Below are 15,190 nucleotides of genomic sequence, written 5' to 3'. Positions count from 1 at the left end.
CAATAATATCTGCCTTTATAGTTTACAAATATAATCACCTAGTGTTTTCGAGAGCTTTACATTTTCCGAATAATCGACATCCACATCAATCAAGACAATTTCCTGACTCGAAATTGCTTCTTCTAATGCATGAAGCAATTCATCGGAGTGGGTTACTTTCACTCCTTTAACACCAAAACTTTTAGCGAAGCTTAAAAAGTCTGGGTCTGTAAATTCAATCGCATTCGTACGATCAAATTTATTCAATTGCTTCCACTCAATTAAGCCGTATTTTGAATCATGGAAAATGACTATCACGAAGGCAAGACCTAGACGTTTTGCAGTTGCCAATTCAACCCCATTCATCAGAAATCCACCATCCCCTGTAACCGCAATGACAGGTTTATCAGGTTTTGCCAGTTTTGCTGCAATTGCGCCAGGAATGGCAATTCCCATCGATGCAAAGCCATTAGAAATGATAGTGTGATTAGGCATTTCCGGCTGATACATCCGAGCCATCCATAATTTATGGGCTCCCACATCCGAAATGACAATGGCATTGCCCTTTTCCGCCCTTTTCAAATCGGCGATAATTCGCTGAGGGATGATAGGACTTCCTGATACATCATCCGAAGAATGAAATTTTTCTATGATTTGAGACCTTAACCTTTTCACTTCAGGCCAAAGCTCCTTTTCTACTACACCAGTGGACAAGGCTTCAAGTCCCTCCGAAACGTTCCCGACCAATTCAGCTTGAACTGGGTAATAAGCATCAATCTCAGCCGGTCGAGCATCAATATGAATAATCGGATTCATTGCCTCATCGTTCCAATACTTTGGCAAATACTCGACGAAATCATAACCGACGGTGATAATAAGATCGGCCAAATCAAACCCGCATAGAACATAATCCCTTGCTTGCATCCCTACTGTAAAAAGGGTCAATGGATGGTTGGAAGGTAAAACTCCTTTGGCCATGAACGAATTCACAACGGGAATTTGCTTCTCTTCTGCAAATTTCCGTAAGGACTCGGCAGCTCCATCGCGGACTACGCCATTACCAGCTAGAATTATAGGCTTTTTTGCGCGATTTATTAATTCGACGGCTTTTTTGATTTCTTCCTCGGCTGGGCGGGATCTAGGCATTGGTGTAACCGGAAGAGGTTCACCTTCTGTATCCATCATCGCCACATCTTCGGGGAGTTCGATATGAACAGCTCCCGGCTTTTCTATGACTGCAGTCTTAAATGCTTTACGGATAATTTCCGGAATCGTATGCGGCACCTTAATTTGTTGATTCCATTTCGTTACTTCCTTAAAAACCCCAATAATGTCCACATATTGATGCGACTCCTTATGAATTCGATCAAGGCCCGCCTGACCTGTAATCGCGACAACAGGGGAATAATCCAGATAAGCACTTCCTATCCCTGTCAATAAATTTGTTGCACCCGGTCCCAATGTACCCAAGCAGACGCCAGGCTTTCCAGTTAGCCGGCCATAGATGTCTGCCATAAAAGCTGCAGCTTGTTCATGATGAACCAAGATAAATTTAATATCAGAACTTATTAGAGAATCAATAAGATCCGTATTTTCCTCACCAGGGATCCCAAAAATATACTGAACCCCTTCATTCTCTAAACATCTTACGAACAAATCAGATGCCTTCAAATTATTCCCTCCTCAACCATTTCAATTTCTTTCCCTATATGTTGGCTTTGCCTACTAGAAATTATGTACTTGCGTATATTAAAACCATTTCGAACATTTGCAACTCTGTATAAAGAAATTCAGGTTCAAGTAAATTAACCTCAATAGTCATAACTAGGTTGGGTAAAATGGATATCGCAAGTCGATTAATTATCATCTCATTTATTACTGTTGCACTTGTTGTAATAGCACTTGTCCTTTTTCTTATCAATTTATTAATATTTGATCGAAATCAGAAGCATCAGGCCATACTACGGAATTATCCAGAACTAGGCAGGGGGCGCTATTTTTTAGGAATTTCGGCAATATTTATTTAACGACGAAACTGGAGGGAAGCCATTTTCAAGGGATGACTACGAACATATTGTTAAAAACGCAAAGTATATGCGAGATGTAATTGGGTTTGGTTCAAAACATGATTTTGATGAAGAAGGTCTTTTTGTTCGGAATGCCATGTTCCCAGAATTAGTCGAAGAAGAAAAATTGATAGAGAAACGAAGGTGATGACCAATAGATATATCTTATTGAGAGATACGCTTCTTACGCAGTGACAGGGAAAATGGGAGAATGAGGAATCGTTTGCTTACATATTGCATGACCATGATGATGTAATAGGGTTTTATGCCCAACCTATTGGAGGGGAAGGCGTGTTATTAGTTAGTATTATTCCAATTATCATGGCTATAGTATTATGGTTCTTTGTACATCCTGATCGCTCACTTATGTAATTTAACTGGAATGCCCATAGGCATTCCATAAGTGATTAGACGTTTGAATAGAAAGATTTATCAGTTCTTATGAAACATTTTAGTATTCACTTAACATAATTAAAGTTCTTGGAATATTACATAGAAGGTATTGTTGATCCCGAATTAGTTCAAGAGGTAGAAAACCGAATTAAGAAAATTGATATTGATAATGTACCGGAATCAGGTTATGTAGAGCAACTTATCGAAGATAATTACCTTAGTCCTTTTCCGCAGGTACAGAATACAGAGCGTCCTAATCGTGTGATTGCTGCTTTGATGGAAGGGCGAGTGGCCATCTTATTAGATGGGAAGCCATTTGCTTTGGTAGCTCCAGTAACCAGTAACATTAAGCATGATGTTACAATCACCAGAAGACTATTACCAGCTATGTTTTGTGCTGCCACATTTGGTTTATACGTCTCTTTTTTCTTTTCATGGCCAGCCATTTAGTGAAATTAAAAAGCTTTGGTGTGCCTTATATGAGTCCAGCCGTTCCTTATCGCTTAAGTGAATGGAAAGACTTGATGGTTCGCATGCCACTCATGATGATGAAACTCCGTCCAAAGATGAGGCATAAAAAAAAAACATACGTAAATGATAACCTATCGTTGAAAGGTGGTTAACGAATGATTCTCAGTCCGAAAGACCAAATTACAACTCCTCAGGCAGCGGTCATTGTTATCAACTATATACTTGGTACAAGACTACTCACCCTGCCCCGATCATCTACGGTGAAGGTCCATACACCAGATGTATGGATAAGCGTTATTTTAGGAGGGGTTATCACCATAATGGCGGGGGTTATCATGGTGAAATTAAGCCAACGGTTTCCTGAAAAAACCTTTTATCAATACAGCAATGAAATTGTAGGAAAATGGATGGGGAGGTTACATAGTTTAGCTATAATATTTTATTTTCTTACAACTTCCGGGTTTCAGATTCTTGCAATGGCGGAAGTAATAAAATATTTGCTTCTGGAAGGTACCCCGACATGGGCAATTATGATGATTTTCATGTGGGTAGGTCTCTATCTGATCATTGGTGGTATTAACCCGATTGCCCGCCTTTTTGAAATTATTTTACCTTTGACGGTAATCCTTTTTTTGGTCGTTACCTTTATGAGCTTTAAAATATTCGAGATCGATAATCTGCGCCCGGTATTAGGAGAAGGAGTCATCCCTGTACTAAAAGGAGTAAAAACGACAGCTCTCGCTTTTACAGGACCTGAAATCATGTTACTGCTTATCCCGTTTATGAATCAGCCCAAAAAAGCAGTAAAAGTCCTGCTTGTTGGAGTTTTCATTCCCTTGATGTTTTACGTGATAACGGTCGTCATGGTTATCGGAGCATTATCTGTGGATGGAGTGCTCACGAGAACATGGCCGACACTTGATCTTATACGAAGTTTTGAAGTCGCCGGTTTGATCTTTGAACGGTTTGAATCTTTATTACTGGTAGTATGGATCATGCAAATATTCGCCACATTTACCATAACATTCTATGCAGCTGCTTTAGGGCTGGCTCAACTTTCAAAAAAGAGCATTCACCCATTCATGTTTGGGTTGCTTCCCATTCTATACATCATTGCCATGATTCCGAAAAATATCAATGACCTATTTAAACTTGGAGATATCATAGGCAATGTCGCATTGTTTTTATTTGGTTTACTCCCGCTTCTCCTGCTTATTATCTCAAGAGTAAAGGGAGGAAAATATGAAACAATCACATAACAATATACGCCCCCTCTTCATTACGCATAATAAGGAAAAAGAAGCGATTAAATCCCTTTTTGTCGGTAACGTGAAAGTAGTCGTATATACAAAAGGAAGCGATGGCGCAAATATTTATTTGAAAAATGGAGAGGAATATGAAGACAAAGGATTTAAAGTAATTGTTTCAGATACAACGTGGGCAGGTGATGCATTTATCGGAGGTTTCTTATCCGAACTAGTGTCACTGGAAATATCTAATGAAAATCTATGTGAAAGAGTGATCAACGATTACTTACTTTTGCAAATGCAAGTGAAGCACTCACTGCTTCCGTAAAAGGAGCTATTCAGGCAGCACCTGGAAAACGATATGTATTAAACTTTATTTCTACTCAACGGGCAAAAACAAGGGTGAAAGAATGAAATATAAAAGAAAGGAGTTTACTAATCCATGGGTGTATTATTTAAAAATCATTCAAAGGTTTTTTCTTCTGAAAAAGAAGTGGAGTGGTGGAATGCCGTCATAAATTCTATTAATGACGATATTCTCGTGATCGACAGACAAGGTCTTGTTAAATTAATTAATCCTGAATATACAAGAATTACTGGGGTATCTTCTGAAATTCTTGGAAAGCCATTACGTGAATATCATCCTAGTGCACAATTGCCAGATACATTGGAAGATAAAAAGTGCAGGATAGGCGTCTACCGAAAAACGGAGAATAGAGAGTATATGGTAGATATGGCTCCTATTATTGTCAATGATGAAGTCATTGGAGCTGTATCTGTCTGTAAGAGCCTGACTGAGGTTCATAGGTTCTCTCAAGAGCTGAAGAAACAAAGTGAAAAATTAAAGCAGTTAGAAAGACAGATGGGATCTCTATACGAAGCAAAGTATACCTTTGAACAAATTATCGGTAAACATACGGGGTTAAAAGGAGTTTTTTATGCTGCGGAAAACGTAACAGAATCGGATTTGCCTATATTAATTACTGGAGAAAGTGGTACAGGAAAAGAATTATTTTCTCAAGCTATTCACAATAAAAGTGACCGAAAAGATCAACCTTTCATATCTGTAAACTGTACGGCAATACATTCGACACTTTTAGAAAGCGAGTTGTTTGGGTACGGAGAAGGAGCATTTACAAATGTAAAAAAATGTGTTAAAGCTGGATTATTTGAAATAGCTAATCATGGAACGATTTTTTTAGATGAAATTTGTAATATGTCTTATGATCTTCAAGCTAAGTTATTAAAGGTTCTACAAGAAAGGAAGATTCGATGAGTTGGAGAAATGATAGTGCGTGATATTGATGGAAGGGTCATTGCTGCAACACATCGCGATTTGCACCATCTTGTAAATAAAAATCAATTTTTTAGACCGTTATTTGATAGATTGAATGTGATACGGTTACAGATACCACCTCTTCGAGAACGAACAGAGGATATACCTGATCTCGTTTACTCGTTAATTCAATCGGCTATAACACATTCACCTACAGATTCGTCTATGTACACCATTGATGAACAAACTTTAAGGTTTCTACAATCGTATGAATGGTCAGGTAACGTTCGAGAATTAAAGAACGTTATTAATTATGCAATTTGCATGGTTGAAGGCACAGAAATTAAAATTCATCATTTACCAGAGTTGATGATGAAACAAGAAAAGAACCTTTTAAAGTTAGATCAAAAACAATCTGTTCAAACATTGCATGAAGTAATAGAAGAAACGGAACAGAAATTCATTCAAGAGACTTTAAGTAAATTTGGCAATGATATTAAAGAAAAGAGAGAGGCAGCAAAGACATTAGGAGTTTCCCTGGCTACTTTATATAACAAAATCAAAAAGTATAATATTAACGTGTGAAACATTGATGAGAACAATTAGAAAGAAATCTAATTCTCTAGGAAAATAAGATATATAGCATTGATAGAGTTTTCTAAAAAATGGTTGAATATCTTTTCTAAAATATTAGAAAAAGAAAAAAAGAAAGCGATTGATTGACAACGCTTTCTTTTTTTTATAACAAACCATTCTACCGGTAGGAAGATATTAAATTTATCCCTTTTTAAAATATGAATTGAGTATTCTGTAATTCACTTAGTTTCTTGTCTGTAATTCCTCTTATGAGTAACTTGTAAAACACTCCAGCCGCAGGTAGAACAAATAAATGACTCGATATAAAAATGAATTTTTTTCAATTTCAATCACTGTCTAAGGGTCAATCGTCAGTTACTTCTTAGATTAAGGAGTGTTTTTTCTGTTAAATAGCTTCAAGGTCGAGTCTGAACAGAAATAACCTCAACCCCAAGGTCTTCCAATGATTTTTTAAAGGAAGGGTGGAGTCTATCATCCACAATAAATTTGTCAATTTCCTGTAAGTCTGCAACCTTTGCAAAAGAAACCTTTCCCATTTTGCTAGAGTCGCTTAATAGGATGACTTGCTGTGCATTCTGGATCATCAATTTTTTTATCCTAGCTTCAATTAAATTTGGTGTTGTCAAACCTTCAGTTAAATGAACACCATTTATCGCCACAAAAGCTTTGTCCACACGGATCATTTCCAAGTTGTGCTCAGCAAACGGTCCTACCGATGCAAGCGTTTCATTTCGCAGGCTTCCGCCTAAAAACAATATTTCTATACCTGCAGAGGGTTTGAAATTTCTCATAATCAGTATGGAATTGGTGACTATTGTTAACTGGGAAAACTGTTGAAGATCTTCGAGGATTGGCAGAGTAGTTGTTCCAGCATCTAAAAGAATTGTATCTCCATCGTCTATAAATTCGACAGCTTTTTTTGCGATGGCTTTTTTTTCTTGTACATATTCAACTTCTTTATCCATAATCTTTGGTTCAAAATTAACAGCTTGTAAAGAAACAGCTCCCCCATGAGTTCTTTGAATCTGGTTAGTTGTTTGAAGTTCTTTCAAATCTCTTCGAATCGTTGATTGCGATACTTTTAGAAAATCACTTAAATCTTGGACTGAGGCTCTAGAATAGTTAGTAATAAAATCAATAATTTTTAATTTTCTCTCTTCACTGTACAAAAAAATCTACCTCCATAACAGTGTACATCGTAATATCACAGTGTACATCATAATTGTACACGATTAAGCAGAGCAATACATTATTTTTAAAAGAATTCTAAATTTTTAGAAAACATTGACAATTATTTAAGATTCTCATAAAATGGTCATATATAATCATAGTTGGTCAAAAAAAATCATAAATGATCAATTGTGAAAGCGATTCCAAATATATAGTGGGGAGGTGATACATTTTTTAACTAAGAATCTAACTCATTAACAGGCGAAATTCAAAAAACAGGAGGATTTTATGAAAACTTATCTAAAATCGTCATTTATTCTGATTATCATGTTGTTTCTGGTTGTTTTGACTGCTTGTAGCGTAATTGATACAGGATCAGATTCACAATCAAACAGTGCGAGAAGTGTTGAAAAAAATAAAAGTGACCAAAAATTAAAAATAGGGTTAACACTAGGAACGCTCTCTAATCCTTTCTTTGTTTCTATGTCAAAAGGAGCGAAGGAAGCGACAAAAGAAATGGGGGCTGAGTTAATTACGGTGAGTGCAGACTATGATTTGGCGAAGCAAACTTCTCAAATTGAAGATTTCATTACAAAAGAAGTTGATTTAATTCTTTTAAATGCAGTCGATTCAAAAGGAATTGCTGCGGCAGTACAACAAGCCAAATCAGCGGGTATCCCGGTTATTGCAGTTGATGTAGCTGCAGAAGGCGGAGTGGACAGTGTCGTTACATCTGATAATTACCAAGCAGGCAAAATTGCAGGTGAGTATATGATCAAACAATTAAAAGGGAAAGGAAATATAGCAATAATTGAAGGACCACCGGTATCTGCAGTTACTGATCGTATAAAAGGTTTTGAAGAAGCGATTAAGAAATCAGAGATTAAGGTGATTGCTAAACAAAATGGAGAAGGAAATAGAGAAAAAGCGTTATCTGCAACAGAAAATATCTTGCAAGCACATTCGAAAGGCTCAATTGATGCAATTTTTGCTATTAATGATCCTGAAGCACTTGGAGTAAAGATTGCTCAAGAACAAGCAGAACGTGAGAAGGAATTTTTTATAGTGGGTGTAGATGGTGCTCCAGAAGCAGTCGAAGCTTTAAAAGAGAAAAAAAGTTTAACAGCTACTTCTGCACAGCATCCAGATGAGATGATGAAAAAAGCATTGGAAATTGGGAAAGATGTGTTGGATGGAAAGAAAGTCGATAAGTTAGTCAAAGTTCCTGTTGAATTAGTTACTCAAGAGAATGTGAACAACTATAAAGGTTGGTAATGAGATGCTGAATAAGATCTTCCTTAGAAGGTCTTATCTTTTTTAAGAAATTAATTCATTAAGGGGGACAATAATGTGAACAGTGTACAATTAATTGAGAATGATGTTGTTTCGGTATCTGACTCTCCCTCTCCCATTCTCAAAATGAAAGGGACCAGTAAGACATTTTCAGGAGTTACTGTTTTAAAAAATATTAATCTTGAACTCTATAAGGGGGAAGTTCATGCATTAATGGGGGAGAATGGAGCAGGGAAATCTACACTTATTAAAATATTATCAGGTATCTATCAGCCTGATGCAAATGGTGGCAGCATCATATATAAGAATAATTCTGTCACTTGGAGTGGTCCAGTGGAAGCGAAGAAACAAGGAATTAGTGTGATTCACCAAGAACTGAAGCTATCTCCAAATTTGACAATAAGTGAAAATATTTTAATGGGTACTAAATTTCCTGAAAATAAATTTGGCATGGTTAAATGGGATGATGTTTATCATAAAGCAAAAGAAATTTTACATTCAATGGGATCTGAATTAAATCCCAAAACGATAGTATCCACATTAAGTGTGGCACAGCAACAAGTTGTAGAAATTGCTCGTGCTCTTTCATATAATGCAGACGTGTTAATTATGGATGAGCCGACGGCGTCGTTAACTGATAAAGAAATTGAAAAGTTATTTGAGATAATTGAGGATTTAAAAAAGAAAGGTGTTGCTATTGTCTACATCTCTCATCGAATGGATGAAATTTTTCGAATTTCAAACAGGTATACCGTTCTAAGAGATGGCGAGTGGATAAATAGCGGACCAATCAAGGAAACAAATCCTGAGCATCTTGTAAAGTTAATGGTCGGAAGGGAATTAAACTCCCTTTTTAAGAGGCACACAAAAGTAGCTACATCTCGTGTCGATGACACGAAGCCCGCCCTCGAAATAAATGGAATATCTGATAAAAGGGTTGTGAAAAATGTTTCGTTTAAAATATATCCTGGAGAAATTGTAGGACTTGCCGGTCTTGTAGGGGCAGGTAGAACCGAATTAATTCGAACTATCTTTGGAGCTTCTCAAAAAACAGGTGGTGAAATTCTGGTTAATGGAGAAAAAGTGAATATTACCTCTCCGAATGATGCAATCCGACATGGAATTGCCCATGTGCCGGAAAGTCGAAAGGAGCAAGGATTGTTTCTGAACATGAGTGTCAAAGAAAATATTATTATGAATGAATTAAAAAAATTTCGCAAAGCTGGTAAATTGAACTGGAAAGAAATTGATCAAAAAGCAGATTACCTTATAAAAGAATTAGGAGTAAAGGTTTCTTCGTCTGAACAGCTTGTTGCCAATTTAAGCGGTGGAAACCAGCAAAAGGTTGTCATCGCACGGTGGCTCTCGATTGGTCCAAAGGTGCTACTTCTCGATGAACCAACTAGAGGTGTGGACATTGGGGCAAAAACAGAGATTCATAAAATTGTATCAAAGTTAGCTGAAGCTGGATTGGCAGTGTTAGTAGTTTCCTCCGAGCTGCCTGAAATTTTGGGAATTAGTGATCGAATTCTAGTAATGCATGAAGGTAAATTACAAAGGCATTTAACAAGGCAAGAAGCAACACAAGAAAAAATCATGTTTTTTGCTACAGGGGGGCAATGAAAATGAAAACGAATACAACGGTTGTGGCCACTGATAAAGCCCGATATGGAAAGGAAGCTCTACAAATTTGGAATCGTTTAGGAATGCTCATTATTTTAGTATTATTATGTGTTGTGCTGGCTTTTACTGCACCAAATTTCCTGGAGATGTCGAACTTGTTAAATGTACTTAAACAAGTGTCAATAAATGGCGTACTGGCAGCTGGAATGACGCTTGTCATTTTAACAGGCGGAATTGATTTATCTGTAGGTGCCATTGTTGCTTTATCAGGTGTTGTTTCCGTAATGATTTCTCAAGGGGGAGTACATCCGTTGGTGTCAATCTCTGCTGGACTATTAGTGGGGGCTTTCTTTGGACTTGTAAATGGATTTTTTACAGCAAAAACTAAATTGCCGTCCTTTATTGTCACCCTTGGAAGTTTCACATATGTAAGAGGGCTTGCATACGTGATTAGCGGTGGCTACCCTATTGTTGTGGAGTCAGATTTGTTTAAATTTTTAGGAGCTGGTCGGCTGTTTTTAATCCCCACTCCTATCTATATCATGGTTATTGTGTATATTGGTATGTTCTTTGTCTTGAAATATACTATGTTTGGTCGTCATGTATACGCAATTGGTGGAAGTGAGGAAGCGGCACGTCTTACAGGTATTAAAGTAGAGCGTACTTTAATGAAAGTTTATTCGTTAAGCGGGCTATTAGCGGGTCTTGCGGGTGTTGTTCTGGCAGGTCGATTATTTTCTGGACAGCCAACAGCAGGTTTAGGGTATGAACTTGATGCTATTGCCGCAGTAATATTAGGCGGCACGAGTTTAACGGGTGGTGTTGGGAGGATACAAGGGACCATTATAGGAGTTTTAATAATGGGTGTAATAAGCAATGGACTAACGTTAATGGATGTTGGATATTACTGGCAACTCGTTGTTAAAGGCGGTGTGATCATTGCTGCTGTACTTATTGACCGATTAAGAAGCCAGTCTCAATCATTATAAAGTAAAACAAATTGCAAAGGTGTGAGGCCGTTGAAAAAAGCAATAGACAAACTTTTAGCATGTGGTGTAATTTGTACTCTAGCATTAATCCCAGTTGTTCCGACATTTGCAGCCGATTCAAATTATTATAATGAAAGTAACCGAAATCAATTTCATTTTTCACCTGAAGCAAGTTGGATGAATGACCCGAATGGGATGGTCTATTATGATGGGGAATACCACCTTTTTTATCAAAACGATCCTTATAGTTCTAAATGGGGTCCTATGCATTGGGGACATGCGGTTAGTAAAGACTTAGTTCACTGGGAGCATTTGCCTGTTGCTCTGTATCCAGATGAAAATGGCATGATATTCTCAGGAAGCGCTGTGATTGATTATAACAATACTGCAGGATTTGGAAAAGAAGCAATGGTGGCGATTTTTACTCATGCTGATGGGTCAAAGCAAGTGCAAAGTCTTGCTTATAGCAATGATAAAGGAAGAACATGGAAAAAATATGAAGGGAACCCGGTTATGCCGAATCCTCCTATTTCTGATTGGCGCGATCCAAAGGTTTTTTGGCATGACCAATCAAAAAAGTGGGTGATGACGCTTGCAGCTAAAAACGATGTTATGATTTACACTTCACCCAATTTAAAGGACTGGAGCTACGGGAGTTCATTTGGTGTTGATCCCACATCGGTGCAAGCCACAAGCCTAGATAAGGATGGATCAGTGTTATCCAAACAAACAGGCAGTGACTTTGTTTATGAAGCGGATATAAGTGTACGAGAAAAAAATGGTCGAAAGGGTTCCGGGGAACTGGTCTTTCGTTCTGATTCTACCTTAAAAAATGCTTATCTTGCTGGAGTGGATGCCAAATCCGGGAAAGTGACTTTAAGCAAATTGGTTGATGGAAAGAAAATCGTCCTTCAGGAAAAGAAAATTAAAGTGATGGATGAAGATTCAACTAAGTTGAGAGTGGAAACTAAAAAGGATTTCATAAAACTTTCTATAGGAAACAAACCGGTTATAAAAATAACTGATAATTCGTATGAAAGTGGAAATTTTGGCTTATATAATAGAAATGCTGTTTCTGTTTTTAGGAATGTTTTCTTTGAAAATGCGACAAACTTTAAAACAAATATCCTTAGCTGGAAAGCTATAGATGGAAAATGGGAAAGTACGTTGGAAGGGAAGGTAGGGAATTCTAAAACAAACGGTAATTACGTATCTTCACAGGTTGGTGATCAATTTGGCTATAGAGCGAACGTTATACTAAATGGGAAAAGTGCGAGAGGTGGACTTCTTTTCAGAGCTGACAAAAACGGTGAAAATGGGTACATTGCCCAATTGGATGCTGGGAAGGGTAAGGTTAGTCTTTTAAAAATTGAAAACGATAGACCTACTATCTTAGCTGAAAAATCCATAAATATTGATTCAAATCAAGTGTATGATGTTTCTGTTTATACTAATGGCAGCAAGATAAAGGTACAGATAGATAATAAAGAAATCATAGAACAGGTTGATACAACGTATGAGAGCGGGCATTTTGGTTTAACTGTAAGTAATTCAAATGTAACCTTTCAAGACGTGAATAAAGAAAATTACATTGTGGCAAAGGAACAAAATATTGCTAATCCTGATTTCGAGTCAGGAAGTCTAGAGGGATGGAACGTTCTTGACGGTGATGCTTTTGGGGCAGCAAATGTTACAAAAGCTACTTCTTATTGGGGTGGTTCATTCGGACAACAGGATAAATATCATTTATGGGGATATACAGCAGAAAAAGGGGATGATGCAACCGGTTCGATTCGATCTTCCTATTTTACACTGGGGGGAAGCGGCGAAATTAATTTCTTGATTGGTGGGGGATATGATAAAAACCTTTATGTAGCGCTCGTCCGCGCCTCTGATAATAAGGAATTAATTCGTGCAGAAAACACCAAGTGGGCGGAGGATGAAAAGTATCGCCGTGTGACATGGGATGCTACAAAATATATTGGAGAGACCGTCTATATGAAAGTGGTGGACAATAAAACTGGAGGTTGGGGACACATTAATGTGGACGATTTTCATGTATACAATCAAGGGTCACTGCCTATTGTTGTTGACAATGATCCAACTAAGGCTGATACACCTTTCGTAGGTAAGAAAAAGGGCTTAATTAAGGAATGGGACTTTATAAATGGTGAATGGACAGAAGGGACACAAGGATCTTATAGCGGAGTGTGGGAATGTCCAGAATTAATTCAGGTGCCGGTTGAAGGGAAATCGAATAAGAAAAAGTGGGTGTTGTCTGTAAGTATAAATGATGGAGCAGCAGCCGGGGGTTCAGGAATGCAATACTTTGTGGGTGACTTTGATGGAAAAAAATTCACGAATAATAATTCGTCAGACAAGGTTCTATGGACGGATTATGGGGCAGACTTTTATGCAGGTGTGACATGGAACAATACTGGGAATAAAGGCAAGCCGTTATGGTTGGGATGGATGAGTAACTGGCAATATGCGAACGACACCCCAACTTCCCCATGGAGAAGCTCAACCACTGTTCCACGTGAATTATCGTTAGTGCAGACAGAGAAGGGGTTACAATTGAAACAAACACCTGTACAACAATTAATAACCTTACGAGATAAAGGTCTTAAGTTAAGCAACCAATCTATTATCCCTGGTAAAAATCTATTGAAAAATGTTAAGGGAGATACGTTAGAAATCGAAGCGGAATTTTCAGCAAATAAAGCAAGTGAAGTTGGATTTAAAGTAAGAAATGGTAACGATCAATATACGACCATCGGATACAATCCTAGCAATGAAACAGTGTTTATTGACCGAACCCATTCAGGATATGATTTTGGCCCGAATGTAAAAAAAATACACGAAGCCCCCGTACAAAATACAAATGGAAAAGTGAAATTGAAATTTCTTCTAGATCGTTCGTCCATCGAAGTGTTTGTTAATGAAGGAAAACAAGTGTTAACTGATCAAATTTTCTCATCACCAGAGAATCAGGGTGTCGAACTTTATAGCCTTGGCGGTACTGCTCATTTAGACACTCTTGAAATGTATACATTAAAAAGTATATGGGGAATCAGTCCGATTGTTTCCAATCTATCTGGATGGACTACAATCAATGGTGAATGGGGAGACACTAGAGAAGGGAAACAAGGCCGCAGCGATGCTGACAGCTTTATAGTTGCCTCTCAAACCGCAAGTGATTTCACATACAAAACCGAGGTGAAGGTATTAAACGAGGGAGCTGGAGCTCTTTTATTCCGAGCAGATGAAAAAGCCGAAAATGGTTATATAGCTACAGTGGATGTACGTAATGATATATTGAAATTGTTTAAAATTGTAGATGGGAAGATTGAAGTTCTACAGGAAGAACATATGGTATTTAATCCTAATCAAACATACAAATTAAAAGTTACAGCAAAAGGCAGTCTCATCCAAACTTATTTGGATGATAATCTGATCCTAGAAAAGTCTGATACGACTTTTAACAATGGGCGTGTAGGGTTAAATGTATGGAATTCAACTACTGTCTTTAATCATCTTTCTTTAGAGACACAAAATAAAAAATGATAAGTAAGGGCTGTTGGCATAGCCAGCAGCTCTTTATCAGGGAAAATAAGCATCAGTGTCGTTCATATAATTACACTTTTACGGATGGGTCTATTTTTTCACAAAACAGCCAATTTTCACATCCGTTAAATTGCCAAAGTACATTACAAACGTTCACGAACTCCTATAGACTTTTGAAGACGTATTTTTGTACCTTTTTATAACTTTATTTCTAAGTTAAATTCTGTTAACTAGTAAACTATAAACCCGAATGTATTCCCCAAACCTAGGGGCGTAATGACTGTTATGTATAAGCCATACAAGTAATGCTGCTATAGAAGGCAAGGTATTGAAGGGGCTAGAAAGAAGCCAACCTCACGCATCTAATCACACCAAATCATCAATAGCTTTATCTGTGAATTGATTTGCCTTTTCCATACCTTCTTGTATCAAAGCGAAAAAAAACATTATCATAAAAACATTCACTATAATGTATGATGGTAGCAAAAAACTCAAGCACCAATTGAAAATAGTACGGGC

At 37.4% G+C, this 15,190-nt stretch carries 9 protein-coding genes and 2 pseudogenes; 9 read left to right on the top strand and 2 right to left on the bottom strand.

All coding sequences use genetic code 11. The features are described from left to right. Positions 1-15 precede the first annotated feature (15 nt). On the bottom strand, positions 16-1,650 hold the full coding sequence (locus QUF86_RS22275; protein ID WP_289335700.1) for an acetolactate synthase large subunit: 1,635 nt from the start codon (positions 1,648-1,650) through the stop codon (positions 16-18). Between the two features lie 884 nt (positions 1,651-2,534). Here QUF86_RS22275 and QUF86_RS22270 point away from each other — a divergent pair. The 5 genes and pseudogenes from QUF86_RS22270 to QUF86_RS28960 form a co-directional block, all read left to right on the top strand. Further along, a pseudogene (locus QUF86_RS22270) lies at positions 2,535-3,061 on the top strand (spore germination protein); the annotation flags it as partial. 3 nt (positions 3,062-3,064) lie between these two features. Further along, positions 3,065-4,168 (top strand): spore germination protein, encoded by a 1,104-nt coding sequence (locus QUF86_RS22265; RefSeq protein WP_289335699.1) that lies wholly within the window; start codon positions 3,065-3,067, stop codon positions 4,166-4,168. Next, a complete protein-coding gene (locus tag QUF86_RS22260; RefSeq protein WP_289335698.1) occupies positions 4,152-4,484 on the top strand; it encodes a PfkB family carbohydrate kinase in 333 nt (110 codons plus the stop codon). Before QUF86_RS22265 ends, QUF86_RS22260 begins: the two co-directional genes overlap by 17 nt. Positions 4,485-4,598: 114 nt before the next feature. Next, positions 4,599-5,810, top strand: a pseudogene (locus QUF86_RS22255) (sigma-54 interaction domain-containing protein); the annotation flags it as partial. After that, positions 5,802-6,017 (top strand): helix-turn-helix domain-containing protein, encoded by a 216-nt coding sequence (locus QUF86_RS28960; RefSeq protein ID WP_483313962.1) that lies wholly within the window; start codon positions 5,802-5,804, stop codon positions 6,015-6,017. The pseudogene QUF86_RS22255 and the gene QUF86_RS28960, both read left to right, overlap by 9 nt. A gap of 407 nt (positions 6,018-6,424) precedes the next feature. Here QUF86_RS28960 and QUF86_RS22245 read toward each other — a convergent pair whose 3' ends face one another. Further along, on the bottom strand, positions 6,425-7,198 hold the full coding sequence (locus tag QUF86_RS22245; RefSeq protein ID WP_289335697.1) for a DeoR/GlpR family DNA-binding transcription regulator: 774 nt from the start codon (positions 7,196-7,198) through the stop codon (positions 6,425-6,427). Positions 7,199-7,487: 289 nt separating this feature from the next. On the opposite strand from QUF86_RS22245, the gene QUF86_RS22240 reads away from it, so the two are divergent. The 4 genes from QUF86_RS22240 to QUF86_RS28700 all read left to right on the top strand — a co-directional run bounded on the left by QUF86_RS22240 (position 7,488) and on the right by QUF86_RS28700 (position 14,671). Beyond that, the gene (locus QUF86_RS22240) at positions 7,488-8,474 is read left to right on the top strand and encodes an ABC transporter substrate-binding protein (protein ID WP_289335696.1); all 987 of its coding nucleotides are present in this window, start codon (positions 7,488-7,490) and stop codon (positions 8,472-8,474) included. A 144-nt stretch (positions 8,475-8,618) separates the two neighbouring features. Beyond that, positions 8,619-10,115, top strand: a complete 1,497-nt coding sequence (locus tag QUF86_RS22235; protein ID WP_289336280.1) for a sugar ABC transporter ATP-binding protein — start codon at positions 8,619-8,621, stop codon at positions 10,113-10,115. 2 nt (positions 10,116-10,117) lie between these two features. Then, positions 10,118-11,104: an ABC transporter permease gene (locus QUF86_RS22230; RefSeq protein ID WP_289335695.1), complete on the top strand. Its 987-nt coding sequence runs from the start codon at positions 10,118-10,120 to the stop codon at positions 11,102-11,104. Positions 11,105-11,134: 30 nt separating this feature from the next. Further along, positions 11,135-14,671 carry a GH32 C-terminal domain-containing protein gene (locus QUF86_RS28700; RefSeq protein ID WP_483313935.1) on the top strand — a complete coding sequence of 1,179 codons (3,537 nt, stop codon included), beginning with the start codon at positions 11,135-11,137 and terminating at the stop codon, positions 14,669-14,671. Positions 14,672-15,190: the final 519 nt, after the last annotated feature.

The sequence above is a fragment of the Peribacillus sp. NJ11 genome, assembly GCF_030348405.1.
Taxonomy (GTDB): Bacteria; Bacillota; Bacilli; order Bacillales; family DSM-1321; genus Peribacillus.
The sequence above is the reverse complement of the archived record's forward strand: the minus strand, read 5'-3'. Positions and strand labels throughout refer to the sequence as shown.

What these genes read in the sequence shown, in the direction of transcription:
- QUF86_RS22265 (WP_289335699.1), top strand. Translation starts at nt 3,065, where the DNA reads ATGATTCTCAGTCCGAAAGACCAAATTACAACTCCTCAGGCAGCGGTC.
- QUF86_RS22260 (WP_289335698.1), top strand. Translation starts at nt 4,152, where the DNA reads ATGAAACAATCACATAACAATATACGCCCCCTCTTCATTACGCATAAT.
- QUF86_RS28960 (WP_483313962.1), top strand. Translation starts at nt 5,802, where the DNA reads ATGATGAAACAAGAAAAGAACCTTTTAAAGTTAGATCAAAAACAATCT.
- QUF86_RS22240 (WP_289335696.1), top strand. Translation starts at nt 7,488, where the DNA reads ATGAAAACTTATCTAAAATCGTCATTTATTCTGATTATCATGTTGTTT.
- QUF86_RS22235 (WP_289336280.1), top strand. Translation starts at nt 8,619, where the DNA reads ATGAAAGGGACCAGTAAGACATTTTCAGGAGTTACTGTTTTAAAAAAT.
- QUF86_RS22230 (WP_289335695.1), top strand. Translation starts at nt 10,118, where the DNA reads ATGAAAACGAATACAACGGTTGTGGCCACTGATAAAGCCCGATATGGA.